Raw genomic sequence first — 16366 nt, forward strand, 5'->3', positions numbered from 1 at the left:
TTGAATTTAGCAGCATGTCGCCCGCCATCAAAGCCTGGATATTCTTCTGTAAGACGACAAAGAATCCACTCGCACCAGCAAACATTCTGCTAGGTTCGACTGGAGTTGCATGCGCTATTTTTTAAGTATCCTTACTCAAATTGACTACGCTTTAACATCGCTGCAACCGGGTGCCACTACGCGCATCGCTGCGCGATACGACTTTCGCGCACTGGCATTCCTCAGCGTCCAAAACGGGCGGCTTAGCCGTCCATTTTGAGTGCGCTGATGAATGCCTCCTGCGGAATATCCACCTTCCCGAACTGACGCATCTTCTTCTTCCCGGCCTTCTGCTTGTCCAGTAGCTTTCGCTTCCGCGTCGCGTCCCCGCCGTAGCATTTCGCCGTCACGTCCTTGCGCATGGCGGATAGTGTCTCGCGCGCGATGACCTTGCCGCCGATCGCCGCCTGGATCGGGATTTTGAACATGTGGCGGGGGATCAGGTCTTTGAGCTTTTCGACCATGGCGCGTCCGCGCATCTCGGCCCGGTCGCGGTGGACCATGATCGACAGGGCGTCCACAGGCTCGTCATTCACCAGGATCGACATTTTCACCAGGTTGTCCGTGCGGTAGCCCGTCAGTTGGTAGTCGAAGGAGGCATAGCCCTTGGTCACGGATTTCAGCCGGTCGTAGAAGTCGAACACCACCTCGTTCAGCGGCAGGTCGTAGACGACCATGGCGCGGGAGCCGGCGTAGGTGAGGTCTTCCTGGATCCCGCGGCGGTCCTGGCAGAGTTTCAGCACGTCGCCGAGGTAGTCGTCGGGGACGAGGATCGTGGCCTTGATCCGCGGCTCTTCGAGGTGGTCGACATGGGTGAGGTCGGGCATGTCGGCGGGGTTGTGCAGCTCCATCATCGTGCCGTCGCGCATGTGGACGTGGTAGATGACCGAAGGCGCGGTGGTGATCAGTTCGATGCCGTATTCCCGCTCGATCCGGTCGCGGATCACTTCGAGGTGCAGAAGCCCGAGGAAGCCGCAGCGGAAGCCGAAGCCGAGGGCGGCGGAGGTTTCCATTTCGAAGGAGAAGGAGGCGTCGTTGAGGGCGAGTTTGTCGATGGCGTCGCGGAGGTCTTCGAATTCGGCGGAGTCTACGGGGAAAAGGCCGCAGAAGACGACTGGTTGGGCGGGTTTGAAGCCGGGGAGCGGTTCGACCTCCTTGCGTTCGTGGGTGATGGTGTCGCCGACGCGGGTGTCGCGGACCTGTTTGATCGACGCGGTGAGGAAGCCGATTTCGCCGGGGCCGAGGCTGTCCACGTTCTGCATGGCGGGGCGGAAGACGCCGACGCGGTCGACGTGGTGGATGGTGCCGTTGGACAGGAACTTGATCTTTTCGCCCTTTTTCAGCCGTCCGTCGATGACCCGGATCAGGACGATGACGCCGAGGTAGCTGTCGTACCAACTGTCGACCAGCATGGCCTTGAGATCGGCGTCGGGGTCGCCCTGGGGCGCGGGGAGTTGGGTGACGATGGATTCCAGCGTTTCCTGGATGCCTTGGCCCGTTTTGGCGGAGACGGCGATGGCGCCGCTCGCGTCAATGCCTATGACGTCCTCGACCTGTTCGGCGACGCGGTCGATGTCGGATGCGGGCAGGTCGATCTTGTTGAAAACGGGGACAATTTCGTGGTCGGCGTCGATGGCCTGGTAGACGTTGGCGAGCGTCTGCGCTTCGACCCCCTGGGTGCTGTCCACGACCAGAAGCGAGCCTTCGACGGCGCGCATGGAGCGGCTGACCTCGTAGGCGAAGTCCACGTGGCCGGGGGTGTCGATGAGGTTCAGGACGTAGTGCTCACCATCCTGCGCGGTGTAGTCGATGCGGACGGTGTTGGCCTTGATGGTGATGCCCCGCTCACGCTCGATATCCATGCTGTCGAGCAGCTGTTCCTTCATGTCCCGGTCGGCCACGGTGTTGGTGGACTGGATCAGGCGGTCGGCAAGGGTCGATTTCCCGTGGTCGATATGGGCGACGATGGAGAAATTGCGGATATGGCTGAGCGGTGTCATGGTTGGGATATGTAAGGGTTTTTGGGGTTTGGCAATGGGGTTGGTGTCGCAGGTGGGGTGATCATGGCAGATGTTGATTTTTCGGACATAGAGAGTGCAACGGTTTGGTTTGAGACGCAAAGTCGCGAGATGCGTTTCGTGATGGCGAGTCGTGCAACTCTACGTGTGATGCCGTACATTGGCGACGTTCGCGATGGCCAGCGACAACGGATGGCGTTGAAGGTTTTGCGAGCGCACCTCATTACAGCAGTATCAGGCTTACCTCAAACCGCAAAAATCGGGGCCGAGCTGCAGGCAGCGGCGCATTCCGCCGCCAACGACTGTTTGTCGGCTGCAACTGATACAGCCGAGCGTCTCGCACTCTCCGCTGCCAGTGCCGTCCGCGCCATTGATACGTCATATGCGGCCCGCGCTGTCATTGCTGCAATCCGCACCATAGGCGATGACCGTAACGCTGCAACGATTGCTACTGAGATCGACAGCGGCTTCACAGCCAAGCATCTGATGGGACTGCCCGCTTGGAGCGCAAGAAATACTCCCGAAAATATCTTCAACAGGCATAGTAGATTTATCCAAAGCCTGTACGGCTACCCGGAATGGGAATTCTGGGCTCGTTGGTATCGCGGCATGTGGGATGGCACATTTCGCGATTGGGATTTGGCAACTAAGGTTGCGTTGATCCCGAATGAGGTCTGGGACGGTGAGGATGCTGTTGCCAAGGTGGCCCGTAAGATTGATGAAATTGAGCGGAACCTACAAGAGAAGGACGCTTTGCCGCCGAATGTCATTAAAGCCCAATCTGCTGCCTTGTTCGAAAACGCCTCGGCCAACGGGATCGCGGCTTCCGGCCTGCAACAGTTCATCAATACGGCCACCAGCGCCTATCTTCGAGAAGTCGAAAACGCTTTGCCGGAGGCTTTGGAACCTTTGGGCATGTTGCCCGGCATTTTAGATCGCATCGCGTCGATATTGAACAGTAGTACGCCGCAGTCCCAACGAGAAACAGAGCTCGAAGACGCTCTGCGTTTGGCGGCAAACACCGTCGCGGACCTGAACCGACGCCTTTCTCAAGCGCAACAAGAGATTAGCGCGTTGAAGGACGCGGCTGATGCTGGCACCCCACGTAGATTGTTTGCCGACGCGTTTTACAAAACGGCCGGTGAAGGCACCGCAGGCTTGATCACATCGAAGACCTTATGGGCGTCGATCATCATGGGCAGTTCTGTTCTGTTTGGCGGATCTGCGGATGCTTTGGTTGAGCAACTTGGCCAGTGCTATGAAGGGATCATTGCCCCTGAAGCGCCGGACGTATTGCCACGATTGCCGCACGATACCCAGATTTAACTGCACAAGAAGCCGCGCCATCAACAGGCCGCGGGGTGGCGTCTGACCTTTGATCGGCAGTGCTTTATGGTGGCAAAGCACATCTTCGATCTGAGCGACGCGCCAGCATCAACCCATCGCCAGCCCGGGGGGGGGCGACCTGGCCCCTCTCGGCAGATTTTGCTTTGGCAAAATCGCCTGCCGGGCAATGGATGACGCGGCGGTCTGCGGCCTTGATTCCGCGCTGGGTGCGTAGAACTGCGGTTCGTTGGGGATGTTGGATTGGGGTGGCGGGGTGAACCCCGCCCTACGGGTGTATTTGACCCGGTCGAGCTGTGCGCAGTGAATGCGCACCCTACGGCGTGCCGTTTGATGCGTCGGTGTCGTTAGATTGCCCGGTCTACCGCGTCCGCGGCGCGGGTGATATCGCGGCCGAAGCCTTTGGCTGTTTCGCAGGCGGTCAGGGCTGTCGCGGCGACGATCGCCAGCAGGATCAGGCGGGTGCGGGTCATGTCTGCTCTCCGGTCTTTTGCAAATGACATAGCCAGACGGATCAGTTCGGTCAAATCAACGCGGCGTGCGTCGGCGGGGTTTTTCCTTAGAATGCTTTGGAGTTTGGGGTGGGGCTGCCTACGGTGCCGCTCTTATGGGAGTACGCAGCCCCTCTCGTGCATCGGCTGCGCCGATACCCTGCCGGGGCGACGCGCGTGGGCTTTGCCCACGCGCTGGAACGTGAATTGCCCTTGCAATCGTCTTGGGCCATACTTTCTTACATTCAGAGCGGGACAACCCGCCAGGGCAGAGACGAGCAGAACCATGAAAGTCTTGACCACCATTTTCGCCGGTGCGGCCATGCTGGGCCTGAGCGCGTGCGGCGGCGGGTCCTCTTACTCCAGCACGCGGGCGGTGCCGCAGAATGCGGTGCTGTTTGCCACCGGCCCGATCTATTCCGCCTGCCGCAGCGGCGGCCGGAGCCAGGCCAGCCGGGCGCGATGCGGCTGCGTGCAGGCCGTTGCCAACCAGTCCCTGACGTCCAGCGAACAGAGGCGCGGCGCGGGGTTCTTCAGTGATCCACAGCAGGCGCAGGTGGTGCGCCAGTCCGACCGCGCCAGCGACGAACGGTTCTGGACCCGCTGGAAGGCCTATGGCGACAGCGCCGCGCGGCAGTGCACCTGAGCTAGAGGTCCTTGATCCAGAACTGCAGCGGCTTGTCCGTCTCGACCGGCTGATCCACGTCCTTCCACGGGAAATGAGCGATCACGCCGGGCATACGGGCATAGCCGCGACCCTCCCAAAACGGCTCAAGCGAGCGGTAGGCCTCCGGTCTGAGCGGGTGATCCGGTGGCCTCACAACTGACGCAAAGCATATCTGGCGGTACCCGTTGGCCCGCGCATGCCCCTCGCGCACGTCAAAGAAGGCGTGGCCGTAGCCCTGCCCCCGGAAGCGCGGCAAGAGCACGCTTTCCCCGCAGTAGAAGCAGGCGTCGATGTTGATGGTGGTGCCTGCGAAAGCCTCAAAAAACGCATCCGCATGTTCGGCGAGCGGCGCTGCCGTGGCCGCCCCGACCATCCAGTCGCCATCGTAGACCGCCGCAATGACGGCACGGTTGCTTTGCTCGTAGACCTCGAGATAGCGGCGTTCGTAGGTGAAGTCGCCTTCGTAGAGGTAGGGCCAGTCGCGGAACACGGCGAGGCGCAGGCGGGCCACGTCATCGAGCGCGTCGGCGATGTCGGGCCCGGTGAGTGTTTCGACCCTCATGCGCGGACCTGACGGATCCAGTCGGCGAGGTTGTAATAGGTGGTGACCCGGGCGATGCGCCCGTCGCGGAGGTCGAAGAAGGAGCCGGCAGGGAGTTGGTAGGTCTGGCCTGTCGCCTCTGGCAGTCCTTCGTCGGTTTGCAGGTAGGTGCCGTTAACCGTGTATTCGGCGGCGGCGCGGGTGTCGTTTGCGGCGGAGAAGATCACCATGTCGGTGAGGTTTTCGCCGTAGCACCGGCTCATGTGCTGGCAGAAGTCGCGAAAGAGCGCTTTGCCCGTGCGCACCTGACCCTCGTTCACATGATGTGCGATGTCGTCAGTCAGGCAGTCGAGCATCCCGTCGATGTCGCCTGCATTGAAGGCTTCGAAATAGCGGTGCACCACGTCCATCAAGCTTGCTCCCGTCCTGCGCCCCACCGTTCGGTGAGGCGTTCGATGATCTGATCCCGCGCGGCGCGGTAGCTTTCGAGCTTGGCCTCGCGTGTTTCGCCCAGGCCCGTAGGGTCGAGGATGGGCCAGTATTCGACATCCAGGTGGAAGTAGCGCGTGAGTTCCAGCGCGCGGCGCTGGCTGGCGGGGCTGAGGGCGACCACGAGGTCGAAGGACGACAGGTCATCGCCCCAGTCTTCCATCTCGTCAAAGCTGCGCGAGCGGTGGCGGCTCAGCTCGACCCCCATCTCCTGACAGACGGCGATGGAAAAGCCGTCGATCTCCATGTCGTTCTTGACGCCGACGGACTGGACATAAGTGCCGGTGCCGTAGAACTTCTTCATAATCCCCTCGGCCATGGGCGACCGGACCGCGTTGTGGTCGCAGCAGAAGAGGATGGACTGGGGCAGCGCTTGCGTCATCTATCCGCCGAAATGCAGCACGCAGATCAGGGTGAAGAGGCGGCGAGCGGTGTCGGTGTCAACCTCGGCCTTGCCTTCGAGCCGCTCCTGCAGCACCCGGCTGCCCTCGTTGTGAATGCCGCGGCGGGCCATGTCGATGGTTTCGATCTGGCTGGGGGGCAGCTTCTTGACCGCCTCGAAATAGCTTTCGCAGATCTGGAAGTAGTCCTTGACCACCTGGCGGAAGGGGCCGAGGGACAGATGGAACTCGGCGGCCTTCTCCTCGGCCTCGGTCAGCACGTCAAAGACAAGGCGCTTGTCACGGATGGACAGGCCCACGTGGTAAGGACCCGCGGGCACCTCGCGCCCGTCACGGCCCGGCAGGACAAAGGTGTTGTCCTCCAAGAGATCGAACATCGCCACCTTGCGTTCCTGTTCGATCTCGGGGGTTGGGGGAGGCAGGTTGGCATCATCCAGCGTGATGCGGGCAATTCGGGTCATGGCGTAGGAGCCTTCGTCACGAAACAATCTTTCGCAATGCTTAGGGTTTGGGGGCGGGCAACACAATGGCACGCGTCTCGTTTCAAAGCGCAGACATGCCGTTTCTTCTGACTGAAAATACGACGGGGGGAGGCGCAGCCGGGGGGCTGGCCCCCCTCTACCCGTTCAACTTGCGCAGACGGGCTGTCACGGACAGCCCATGCGCCTCAAGGCTTTCGGACGCCGCCAGCCGCTCAGCACCCGGACCGATGGCGCGTAGGGCGTCGGGTGTCATTTGCGCCAGCGTCGTGCGCTTGACGAAATCCATGACGGACAGGCCGGAGGAGAAGCGGGCCGAGCGGGCGGTGGGCAGCACGTGGTTTGGGCCGCCGATATAGTCGCCGATGGCTTCAGGCGTCCATTGGCCGAGGAAGATCGCACCGGCATGGGTGATCTTTTCCGACAGCGCCACGGGGTCGGCGACGCAGAGTTCGAGGTGTTCGGGCGCGATATGGTCCGACAGGGCCACGGCGGTGTCGAGATCGGGCACGGTGATGATGGCGCCGAAGTCGCGCCAGCTTGCACCCGCAATGGCTCGGCGTTCGAGTGTTTCAAGCCGGGTGTCCACCGCCTCCGCCACCGCGCGGCCAAAGGCGGGATCCGTGGTGATCAGCAGCGACTGCGCGCTTTCGTCATGTTCCGCCTGGCTGAGCAGGTCGAGGGCGATCCAGTCGGGATCGTTGTCGCCGTCGGCGATGACCAGGATCTCGGACGGGCCTGCAATCATGTCGATGCCGACCTTGCCGAAGACGCGCCGCTTGGCGGCAGCGACAAAGGCGTTGCCGGGGCCGGTGATCTTGTCCACCGGCGCGATGGTGTCGGTGCCATAGGCAAGGGCCGCAATCGCTTGCGCGCCGCCGATGCGGTAGATTTCGTCCACGCCTGCCAGTTGGGCAGCGAGAAGGACCAGCGGGTTGATGGCGCCATCCGGTGTGGGGACCGTGATGGCGAGCCGCCCTACTCCCGCGACCTTGGCCGGGATCGCGTTCATCAGGACCGAGGATGGGTACGTCGCCAGCCCGCCGGGAACGTAGAGACCCGCTGCGGACACCGGGGTCCAGCGCCAGCCGAGGGTGGCGCCCGCGTCGTCCGTCCATTGAGCGTCTTCGGGCATTTGGCGTTCGTGATAGGCGCGGATGCGGTCGGCGGCGAGGGTGAGGGCCGCGCGGTCTTCGGCGCTGACCTCTTCGGTGGCTTGTGCCACCTCATCAGCGCTGATGCGCATGGTGTCTGGCGTCAGGGCGATCCGGTCGAATTTTTCCGTCAGTTCGATCACTGCGGCGTCGCCGCGTGTACGCACGTCGGCGATGATGTCTGCGACGACGGCATCGACATCCGGGCTGTCCTCGCGCTTGGCGTTCAGCAGCGCGGTAAAGCGTGCTTCGAAGTCGGCATCGCTGTGGTCGAGAAACTGGGGCATGGGCGTCCTTTCCGGCTGACGGGGGACATAGCGGGGAGGTAGGGCACGCTCAAGGGGTGTGAAGTTTGGTCTGTCACATCAAGTTGAGCGGTTGGCGGGTCGGCGCTATGCGGACAGGGTGGTCATTTGACCCGGTGTTGCAAGCTTGTCGATTTCTGCCTGTAGCGCAGCTTGAAGCGCGGGCGCCGTATCGTGGACCCATTGTGGTTCATTATGTCTGACGATCAGCCAGAAACGGGTCCCTTCCTGCCAGAACGTCGCGTCGATCAGGCCGGGTTCCTTGCGGTTTCGCTTGAAGTGCCAATGAACGGAATTGGGGTACTTCACACGTGAATAGCCACCAATGTGTGAAATATAGAGCCCTGTCGATACAGCGGCGCGTTCAACCAACGGCATGATCGTTGGACGGTCCAATTGTGTCGTTATTGTCAGCTCAAGGTCGTAGGATTTCTTTTCTTTCGGCATTGTCCCGGCCCTTCTGTGCGTTGGATCGAGGCTCAACCGATAGATACTTTATTGGTGTGTCAAGGCATGGACATTCGGGCGTCATGCTGGGATTTTCGCGCCTCCCGAACAGCGCCAAGACAGCTCCATTTATAAAATAAAATCAATTATTTGAGTGAATCCATTGTAAGGCGCACGTGCCCGTGCGCCCGGCGGATCATGATCCGCCTTACGTCAACTCGCGCAGCATGATCAGGTCGGTTTCGGCGTGCCCGTTGCTGAGCGTTGCGTTGGGGATCTGCCCCACTTCGCGGAAACCTGCGCGGGTGTAGAACGCGATGGCGCGGGTGTTGCTGGCGGCCACGTAGAGTTCCAGTTGCCGCACTCCAATGTGCCCCGCGCCCTTTGCTATGGCGTCCATGAGCGCTGCCGCCGCGCCGCTGCCCTGTGCTGCAGACTGGACAAAGAAGGCGCCGATCTCGGCCCGGTGTTTCGTTTGCGCCTTGGCCAGGGGGATCAGGCTGCCGATGCCGACCAGTGCCGCGTCTTGGAAGACGCCGAAGGAGTGGCCTGTGTCCAGCCGCTCGGCGACGGTGTCCAGCGGCACGGCGGCCGCCTCGTCATGGGTGGTCAGGAACGCTTCGGGGTATGTCGACAGCGCTTCGAGCCGCAAGCGCTGCCAGTCTGCCGCATCCGCGCCGGTCAGGCGGCGCACGGATGGCTCAGTCATCGTGCTGCGGCACGGATTTGGAAGGCGCTTTGTAGGGCCGCGTCACGTCCTTGAGCGTGGCTTCGATCGCCTCGACCGTCAGCCGGATCGCGCCGTCGCCTGCAAGCGTCAGAATGATGTCGCCGCTGCCGTCCTCGCCCGCATCGAAGGTCACCGACAGGAGCGACAGGATCACGTCTTTGTCCGTGCGGTCGACGCCCTGGCTCGCCACCTTGAGCACCGTGTCGAAGGCCAGCACCGATTGCACCCGTTCGGGGGCGTGGCGGCTGGTGCCCTGATCTTCCCAGCGGAAGCGGTTGAGCAGCAGGCCGAAGCGGTGCGCCTTGCGGTCCCATGTCATCTCGGTCACCGGGAACACCGCGTCCTGCGCGAGTGACGAGATCACCTGCAGGTCATCGGGGTCCATAGCGCCGAGGTTCAGGGGCGCCTCGCGCCCGTCTTCAAACCGTGCGTCCTGCATCAGTCCCCCGCGATCCGTTCGATGTTGGCGCCCACGCCCGACAGTTTGCGCACCACGTGCTCGTAGCCGCGGTCGAGGTGGTAGACCCGCGCCACCCGTGTTTCCCCTTCGGCGGCGAGACCGGCGAGGATCAGGCTGACGCTGGCCCTCAAGTCGGTCGCCATGACGGGAGCGCCCTTGAGTCGCTCAACGCCGGTCACGGTGGCCGTACCGCCATGCACCTCGATATCCGCGCCCATGCGCATCAGTTCCGGCGCGTGCATGAAGCGGTTTTCAAAGATCTTCTCTTCGAGCACCGAGGTGCCTTCGGCGGTGCAGAGCAGTGCCATCATCTGTGCCTGCAGGTCGGTGGGGAAGCCGGGGAAAGGTTCGGTCGTCACGTCCACGGCGCGGATGCGTCCGTTCTTGCGCGCGACCTTCAGGCCCTTGTCCGTTTCCTCGACATTGATCCCGGCGGCATCCAGTTTCTCGCAGAAGGCGCCCAGCAGGTTGATCTTGCCGCCCAGGAGTTCCACCTCGCCCCCGCAGATGGCTGGGGCCAACATGTAAGTGCCCAGTTCGATCCGGTCGGTGACGACGCGGTGGGTGGCACCGTGCAGCCTGTCGACGCCTTGGATCGTGATCGTCGGTGTGCCGTCACCGTCGATCTGCGCCCCCATGGCCCGCAGGCATGTGGCGAGGTCCACGATCTCCGGCTCGCGCGCGGCGTTGTTGATGACGGTCGTGCCCTTGGCGAGGGTCGCGGCCATCATGATGTTTTCGGTGGCACCCACGGAGGCGAAGGGGAAGTCGATCACCGCGCCCTTGAGCTTGCCCCCGTCCGCCTTGGCGTGCAGGTAGCCATCACGCAGCTCGATCTCCGCCCCCATTTTGGTCAAACCGTCGGTGTGGATGTCCATTGGCCGGGCACCGATAGCGCAGCCGCCGGGCAGAGAGACCTCGGCGTGCCCTTCGCGGGCGAGCAGTGGTCCGAGGACAAGGTTCGAGGCGCGCATCTTGCGCACGATGTCGTATTCGGCGCGGGTGTTGATGTCGCCATGCGTCGACATGGCGAGCACCTTACCGTCCTGCAGCGATGTGACCTCGGCCCCGAGCGAGGCCAGGAGTTGCGTCATTGTCTTGATGTCGGAAAGCCGCGGTGCGTTGGTCAGCGTCAGCGGCTCGTCACTGAGCAGGGTCGCCGGCATCAGCGTCAGGCAGGCGTTCTTCGCCCCTGCGATGGGGATCTGTCCGTTGAGGGCACCGCCGCCCTTGACCAGAATGCTATCCATTGTCCTGCTCCTGCTTTTTGCCTGCCTCTGCCCGCGCCCGTGCCTGCGCCTTGCGCTTGGCCATATTGGCCTTGAGCGCCTGTTTCAGCCGCGCTTCGCGGTCATCCGACGCTTTTGCCTTGGGAGGGGATTTGTCTGCCATGGCGCTTCTGTACCGCAGGGGGCAATTGGCGTCCAGAATGGGCTTGCATGGGGGCGGATTTGGGTCTATCCCGCCGCGCACGGCGCTGCTGTAGCTCAGAGGTAGAGCACTCCCTTGGTAAGGGAGAGGTCGAGAGTTCAATTCTCTCCAGCAGCACCACGGTTTCCCTGCCCGATGATACACTTGCTCCACTTGGCTGCGGCATGGTCTCGACTTACGCGCACCCCTTGTGGGCTACGCTGAGACAAGCTGCCTCTGGGTGCGGTCCCCGCAAACGCAACGGTCCAAATGAAAACGGCGCCCGGAGGCGCCGTTGTTCCTTGTCTTCAAGCGCAGGGCCCCCGCCCTAAGAGCGGGCAAAAGGGTCCGGGCAACCTCTTTGCCCGGCCAGAACCGGATCAGCCCTTGCCCTTCCAGGGCACCAACAACCGTTCAGCCCAGCGCATCAGCATGTCGATACCGAAGCCGATAACGCCGATCAGGATGATGCCCATGATCACGATGTCGGTGTTCTGGAACTTCGAGGCGACCATGATCATCATGCCGGCGCCCTGTTCGGCGGCCACCAGCTCGGCGGCCACAACCGTGCCCCAGCAGACGCCCATCGCCACACGGGCACCGGTGAAAATCTCGGGCAAGGAGTTCGGGACAATGACATGCCGCATGATCTGCGCCTTGGACGCCCCCAGACTGTAGGCGGCATGCACCTTGGAAATCTTCACCCCACTCACACCCGATCGGGCGGCAATGGCCATGATCCATAGGGCGGCGAGGAACAGCAGGATGATCTTGCCGGTCTCGCCGATGCCTGCCCAGATGATGACAAGCGGGATCAGGGCCAAGGGCGGCACCGGACGCATGAACTCGACGATGGGGTCAAACCACCCGCGGAACCAATTGGACAGACCCATGGCGTAGCCCAGCGGAATGCCGACCAACGCACCAAAGAAGAAGCCCACGACCACGCGGAACAGGGAATAGCCCAGATGCTCCCACAGGGTCGACCCACGGAAGCCCGCACTCGCGATCTCTCCGATGCGCTGCACAACCGCCTCCGGGGCAGGCAACCAGATCGGCTCCATCTGCCAGCCTTTGGCCGGGATGATATTGGGCGTGCCCTTGTCCGAAATGGTCACGGTACCAAAGCCCACATCGACGCTGCCACCCGGCTCAACGGGGGTGCCGTTGATCTCGGTCACGGCGACGCCTTCGTCGCGGCCCAGCTCGTCATTGCGGTCCACGCGCAACAGGCCCGACCGCCAGACACCGATGGCAATGCTGTCATCCTTCGCAAAACCGTCGCCAGGGGCCACTTCGGGCGCGTCGGTTTCCTCGTCAATGGGATGCACCACCACGGTCACGGTCGCCGTGTCGGTCTGATCGCCATTGGACGCAGTGTATTCAAAGGTGCCTGTGCCCATGAAAGGCCCGGGCGCATGCAAAAACTTCGGCAACAGGGCCGAGCCGGTGAACATCCCCCACAACAGGAAGATGGTGAGAATCGAAATGACCGATGCCGCCCGGTTGGGTGTCACCGCACTCTCATCGCCAAATGTCACGGTCTTGAGCGAGCCGTAATCCGCAATCGCCGTCCGTTGCGCGATGGCTTTGACGACAAAGAACGCGATCACGAAGATCGCCACATAAATCAGGAAAGGGATCATGCGCTTTCCTCCGTCCGGCCCATAATCTCTTCTTCCATGTCCCAGATCATGCCCAGGATCTCCTCGCGCTTGACGGCGAATTCGGGGTGCTTCTTGACCTCACGCAGGTCCTGACCGACGCCCAGCTCGGCAAAGGGCAGGCGATACTCGGTGTGAATGCGGCCCGGACGGGGCGCCATGACCAGCAGACGCTCACCCAAGAGCAGCGCCTCCTCGACCGAGTGGGTGATCAGGATGATCGTCTTGCCCGTCTCTTTCCAGAGTTTGAGGACAAGCGACTGCATCTTTTCGCGGGTCAGCGCATCAAGCGCGCCCAGCGGTTCGTCCATCAGGATGACATCGGGGTCGTTGGCCAGGCAACGGGCCAGCGCCACACGCTGCTGCATCCCGCCGGACAGTTCGTAAACGGCTTTTTCCTTGAAGTCCTGCAGGCCGACAACGTCCAGAAGGTGATTGACGATCTCGTCCTTCTCCTTCTTGGGCATGCCCTTCATCGAGGGACCAAAGCCCACGTTCTCGCGCACGCTCATCCATTCGAACAGCGCGCCCTGTTGGAAGACCATGCCGCGCTCGGCGTCCGGTCCTTCGACCCGGTGGCCGTTCAACTCCAGCACGCCCGAGGTCGGGGCAAGAAACCCGGCGACAATGTTCAGGAGCGTGGTCTTGCCGCAGCCCGAGGGGCCCAGCACGGACATCAACTCGCCCGCCTTGAGGTCAAGCGACACGTCCTGCAGCGCCTGAACATGCCCGCCGTTGGGCAGATCGAAACGCATGGATAGATTTTGGATGGATAATCCGGACATAAGGTTCTCACCTGTGGCTTGGATGCGCGTCGCATCCTGTCGGACGGGGTTCACCCCGTCTCCGGTTTGAAAAAGGCCCGCGCGAATGTCGCGCGGGCCGGTTGGCTTACTGGGCCGCTGCCAACGGGCCGGTGTTGACCGTGCCCTCGTAGCTGTCGAGGGCGCTGTCAATCGAACCTGCGCCGACGAATACGTCCGCCACACCTTTCATAAAGGCAGGGGCCGTCCCACCGAGCCATGCTTCGCTCAGCTGCTCTTCAACAGTCGGGAACTTGAAGGTCGCCAGCGTTGCCGCTGTCGCGTCTTCGTCCATACCCGCGTCTTTGGCGATGACGGGCAGCATTTTCGCGTGGTTGGCTTCATCCGCCCACATCGCGTTGGCTTCGGCGGTCACAGCCAGGAACTGGCTCAGCAGCTCGCCTTCTTCGGCGATAAAGCTGGCAGGCGCGGTCGTGGCGTCAAACACCAGAATGCCCAGCTCTTCCTTCTCGGCGCCTGTCAGCAGCACGTTGCCGCTTTCCTTCATGCGGCGCAGCGCACCGCCCCAACCGCAGGCCATGTCGACAGACCCTTGCGCCAGTGCCGCAGCACCTTCGGCAGGTGCCATGTCAACGACGTCCAGCGACGCGAGGTCCACACCAAAGTGGTTCATCTGGCTCAGGAAACCGTAGTGAGCCGCAGTGCCCAGCGGCACGGCAACTTTCTTGCCTGCCAGCTCACCGGCCGACTCCTTGTCGATCTCCAAGGCCGACGCGACGACGCAGTTGTCGTTCTCGGAGTAGCTCACCGCCACGTCCACGATCTGGATATCTTGCCCGGCAGAGGCTGCAACCACGAAGGGCGGAACGCCTTGGGACACAGAAATCTGCACGTCGCCCGACGCCATGGCCGCCGACATCGCGGTACCGGTGTCGAAGCTCACCCAGTTGATCTTGGTGCCGCCCATGGCTTCTTCGTACATGCCGGTCTCTTTGGCGAACTGGAACGGCATCGGCCACTCCAGGAAGTACGCGACGGTGATCTCGTCGCTCTGCGCGACGGCCCCCTGCGCACCGGCCAGCATGGCGGTGGCTGCGACGGCCCCCATCAGCTTTGTCTTGAATGTCATGTCTTTACTCCCGTGTTTTTGCGCAGGCAGTGGAGCCCGCGTTTGGATCGTGTTGGGCGGTGGTCCGCCTCTGGTGGCACGCGACATGTCGCGGCGCTGGCGTGATCCGAAACGATAATCCTGCCCGGATCAACGTAAAATCGGGGCAACTGGCGGAAATTTGTGCAGGTGAATTCACCCTTTGAGATTCCCAAATTTCTCGCAGAGCCATGAAAACAAGGGGATTTCGTCAGGCAAACAAGGGGCGGGCGCATGACCACACCCACAACTGGCTTTACTTGTGGGTACAAACTGGCCCTACTGTTGTGACCAGATTCTCAGCGATTGTCCGCGCCAGCATGCCTGTTCGGCCCTTTGTTTCATGGGCCGCCCCCATTTTTCGAAAGGTTGATCCCATGGACGGAACGTTCAACGAAAACGATATGAGCCGCGTGATCGAAGCGGATCGCGCAAATGTTTGGCACCACCTGATCCAACACCAGCCGTTTTTCACCGGCGCAGACCCCAAGATCATCATCGAGGGCAAAGGCCTGCGCGTCTGGGACCAGAAAGGCATCGAGCACATCGACGCCGTGTCCGGCGGCGTCTGGACGGTCAACGTGGGCTACGGCCGCGAGTCGATGGGGGACGCCGTGCGCGACGCCATCGTGAAGATGAACTTCTTCGGCGGCACCGTCGGCTCCATCCCCGGCGCGCTCTTTGCCGAAAAGCTGCTCACAAAGATGCCCGGCCTCGACCGCATCTATTACGCCAACTCCGGCTCCGAGGCGAACGAGAAAGCCTTCAAGATGGTCCGCCAGATCGCGCACAAGCGCTACGGCGGCAAGAAGCACAAGATCCTCTACCGCGACCGCGACTACCACGGCACCACCATCGCGTGCCTGTCGGCCGGCGGCCAGGACGAGCGCAACGCGCAATACGGACCCTACACACCGGGCTTCGTCCGCGTCCCCCACTGCCTCGAATACCGCAAGCATGAACAGGACGGCGCGCCTGACGCAAACTACGGGACATGGGCCGCTGACCAGATCGAAGAGGTCATCCTGCGCGAAGGTCCCGACACCGTGGGTGCCCTCTGCCTCGAACCCGTCACCGCAGGCGGCGGCGTGATCGTTCCGCCAGAAGGCTACTGGGAGCGGGTGCAGGAGATCTGCAAGAAGTACGACATCCTGCTGCACATCGACGAGGTCGTCTGCGGCGTGGGCCGCACCGGCACTTGGTTCGGCTACCAGCACTACGGCATCAAGCCCGACATGGTGACGATGGCCAAAGGGGTCGCCTCCGGCTACGCCGCCATCTCGTGCCTTGCGACGACCAACGAAGTCTTCGACATGTTCAAGGACGACACGTCCGATCACCTCAACTACTTCCGCGACATCTCGACCTTCGGCGGCTGCACGGCCGGCCCGGCGGCAGCGCTCGAGAACATGCGGATCATCGAGGATGAGAACCTGCTCGAGAACACCACCGCCATGGGCCACTACATGCTCGAAAAGCTCGAAGAGCTGAAAGACAAGCACGAAGTGATCGGCGACGTGCGTGGCAAGGGTCTGTTTGTCGGGGCCGAACTGGTCGCCGACCGTGACAGCCGCGATCCCGCAGATGAAAAGATGGTGCAGGCGGTCGTGGGCGACTGCATGCGGCAGGCGGTGGTCATCGGCGCCACCAACCGATCCCTGCCGGGCAAGAACAACACGCTCTGCTTCTCGCCCGCGCTGATCGCGACCAAGGACGACATCGACCAGATCTGCGCCGCCGTGGATGGCGCGCTGACGCGGGTGTTCGGCTAAGGCGCATCAGGATGCGCCTTACTTGGCGCAAACTTGGAATAACA

At 62.3% G+C, this 16366-nt stretch carries 18 protein-coding genes and 1 tRNA gene; 4 read left to right on the forward strand and 15 right to left on the reverse strand.

All coding sequences use genetic code 11. The annotated features are described in order from the left end of the window. Positions 1-242: 242 nt before the first annotated feature. A complete protein-coding gene (gene lepA, locus KUV51_RS20180; RefSeq protein WP_222523254.1) occupies positions 243-2039 on the reverse strand; it encodes a translation elongation factor 4 in 1797 nt (598 codons plus the stop codon). Positions 2040-2102: 63 nt separating this feature from the next. Between lepA and KUV51_RS20185 the strand changes: the two genes are divergently transcribed. Further along, a complete protein-coding gene (locus KUV51_RS20185; protein ID WP_222523255.1) occupies positions 2103-3383 on the forward strand; it encodes a hypothetical protein in 1281 nt (426 codons plus the stop codon). A 365-nt stretch (positions 3384-3748) separates the two neighbouring features. Here the strand turns inward: KUV51_RS20185 and KUV51_RS20190 are convergent, their stop codons facing one another. Then, positions 3749-3874 carry an entericidin A gene (locus KUV51_RS20190; protein WP_222523256.1) on the reverse strand — a complete coding sequence of 42 codons (126 nt, stop codon included), beginning with the start codon at positions 3872-3874 and terminating at the stop codon, positions 3749-3751. A 304-nt stretch (positions 3875-4178) separates the two neighbouring features. On the opposite strand from KUV51_RS20190, the gene KUV51_RS20195 reads away from it, so the two are divergent. Beyond that, on the forward strand, positions 4179-4538 hold the full coding sequence (locus KUV51_RS20195) for a hypothetical protein (RefSeq protein WP_222523257.1): 360 nt from the start codon (positions 4179-4181) through the stop codon (positions 4536-4538). Position 4539: 1 nt separating this feature from the next. On the opposite strand, the gene KUV51_RS20200 is transcribed toward KUV51_RS20195, so the two are convergent. The 10 genes from KUV51_RS20200 to KUV51_RS20245 form a co-directional block, all read right to left on the reverse strand. Next, positions 4540-5121 carry a GNAT family N-acetyltransferase gene (locus tag KUV51_RS20200; protein ID WP_222523258.1) on the reverse strand — a complete coding sequence of 194 codons (582 nt, stop codon included), beginning with the start codon at positions 5119-5121 and terminating at the stop codon, positions 4540-4542. Beyond that, on the reverse strand, positions 5118-5510 hold the full coding sequence (locus KUV51_RS20205; RefSeq protein WP_410001087.1) for a ketosteroid isomerase-related protein: 393 nt from the start codon (positions 5508-5510) through the stop codon (positions 5118-5120). The genes KUV51_RS20200 and KUV51_RS20205 overlap by 4 nt, the downstream gene beginning before the upstream one ends. After that, positions 5510-5971 carry a low molecular weight phosphatase family protein gene (locus tag KUV51_RS20210; RefSeq protein ID WP_222523260.1) on the reverse strand — a complete coding sequence of 154 codons (462 nt, stop codon included), beginning with the start codon at positions 5969-5971 and terminating at the stop codon, positions 5510-5512. Before KUV51_RS20210 ends, KUV51_RS20205 begins: the two co-directional genes overlap by 1 nt. Continuing rightward, a complete protein-coding gene (locus KUV51_RS20215) occupies positions 5972-6451 on the reverse strand; it encodes a UPF0262 family protein (protein WP_147107431.1) in 480 nt (159 codons plus the stop codon). Positions 6452-6608: 157 nt separating this feature from the next. Next, on the reverse strand, positions 6609-7910 hold the full coding sequence (gene hisD, locus KUV51_RS20220) for a histidinol dehydrogenase (RefSeq protein ID WP_222523261.1): 1302 nt from the start codon (positions 7908-7910) through the stop codon (positions 6609-6611). A gap of 105 nt (positions 7911-8015) precedes the next feature. After that, on the reverse strand, positions 8016-8375 hold the full coding sequence (locus KUV51_RS20225) for a hypothetical protein (protein WP_222523262.1): 360 nt from the start codon (positions 8373-8375) through the stop codon (positions 8016-8018). Between the two features lie 208 nt (positions 8376-8583). Continuing rightward, entirely contained in the window at positions 8584-9084 is a 501-nt protein-coding gene (locus tag KUV51_RS20230; RefSeq protein WP_222523263.1) for a GNAT family N-acetyltransferase, read from the reverse strand. Beyond that, positions 9077-9544, reverse strand: coding sequence for a DUF2948 family protein (locus tag KUV51_RS20235; RefSeq protein ID WP_222523264.1), 468 nt, complete (start codon positions 9542-9544; stop codon positions 9077-9079). Before KUV51_RS20235 ends, KUV51_RS20230 begins: the two co-directional genes overlap by 8 nt. Continuing rightward, positions 9544-10815: a UDP-N-acetylglucosamine 1-carboxyvinyltransferase gene (murA, locus tag KUV51_RS20240; protein WP_222523265.1), complete on the reverse strand. Its 1272-nt coding sequence runs from the start codon at positions 10813-10815 to the stop codon at positions 9544-9546. The genes KUV51_RS20235 and murA overlap by 1 nt, the downstream gene beginning before the upstream one ends. Next, positions 10808-10957 carry a hypothetical protein gene (locus KUV51_RS20245; protein ID WP_189799432.1) on the reverse strand — a complete coding sequence of 50 codons (150 nt, stop codon included), beginning with the start codon at positions 10955-10957 and terminating at the stop codon, positions 10808-10810. The genes murA and KUV51_RS20245 overlap by 8 nt, the downstream gene beginning before the upstream one ends. Before the next feature lie 84 nt (positions 10958-11041). On the opposite strand from KUV51_RS20245, the gene KUV51_RS20250 reads away from it, so the two are divergent. Further along, a tRNA-Thr gene (locus KUV51_RS20250) sits at positions 11042-11116 on the forward strand. Positions 11117-11355: 239 nt separating this feature from the next. Here the strand turns inward: KUV51_RS20250 and KUV51_RS20255 are convergent. From KUV51_RS20255 to KUV51_RS20265, 3 genes are all read right to left on the reverse strand, one after another. Then, the gene (locus tag KUV51_RS20255; RefSeq protein ID WP_222523266.1) at positions 11356-12621 is read right to left on the reverse strand and encodes an ABC transporter permease; all 1266 of its coding nucleotides are present in this window, start codon (positions 12619-12621) and stop codon (positions 11356-11358) included. Further along, the gene (locus KUV51_RS20260; RefSeq protein WP_222523267.1) at positions 12618-13424 is read right to left on the reverse strand and encodes a taurine ABC transporter ATP-binding protein; all 807 of its coding nucleotides are present in this window, start codon (positions 13422-13424) and stop codon (positions 12618-12620) included. Before KUV51_RS20260 ends, KUV51_RS20255 begins: the two co-directional genes overlap by 4 nt. Positions 13425-13530: 106 nt before the next feature. After that, positions 13531-14532 carry an ABC transporter substrate-binding protein gene (locus KUV51_RS20265; RefSeq protein ID WP_222523268.1) on the reverse strand — a complete coding sequence of 334 codons (1002 nt, stop codon included), beginning with the start codon at positions 14530-14532 and terminating at the stop codon, positions 13531-13533. 395 nt (positions 14533-14927) lie between these two features. On the opposite strand from KUV51_RS20265, the gene KUV51_RS20270 reads away from it, so the two are divergent. Beyond that, a complete protein-coding gene (locus KUV51_RS20270) occupies positions 14928-16322 on the forward strand; it encodes an aspartate aminotransferase family protein (RefSeq protein ID WP_222523269.1) in 1395 nt (464 codons plus the stop codon). Positions 16323-16366: the final 44 nt, after the last annotated feature.

It is taken from the genome of Tateyamaria omphalii, from assembly GCF_019802125.1.
GTDB lineage: Bacteria > Pseudomonadota > Alphaproteobacteria > Rhodobacterales > Rhodobacteraceae > Tateyamaria > Tateyamaria omphalii_B.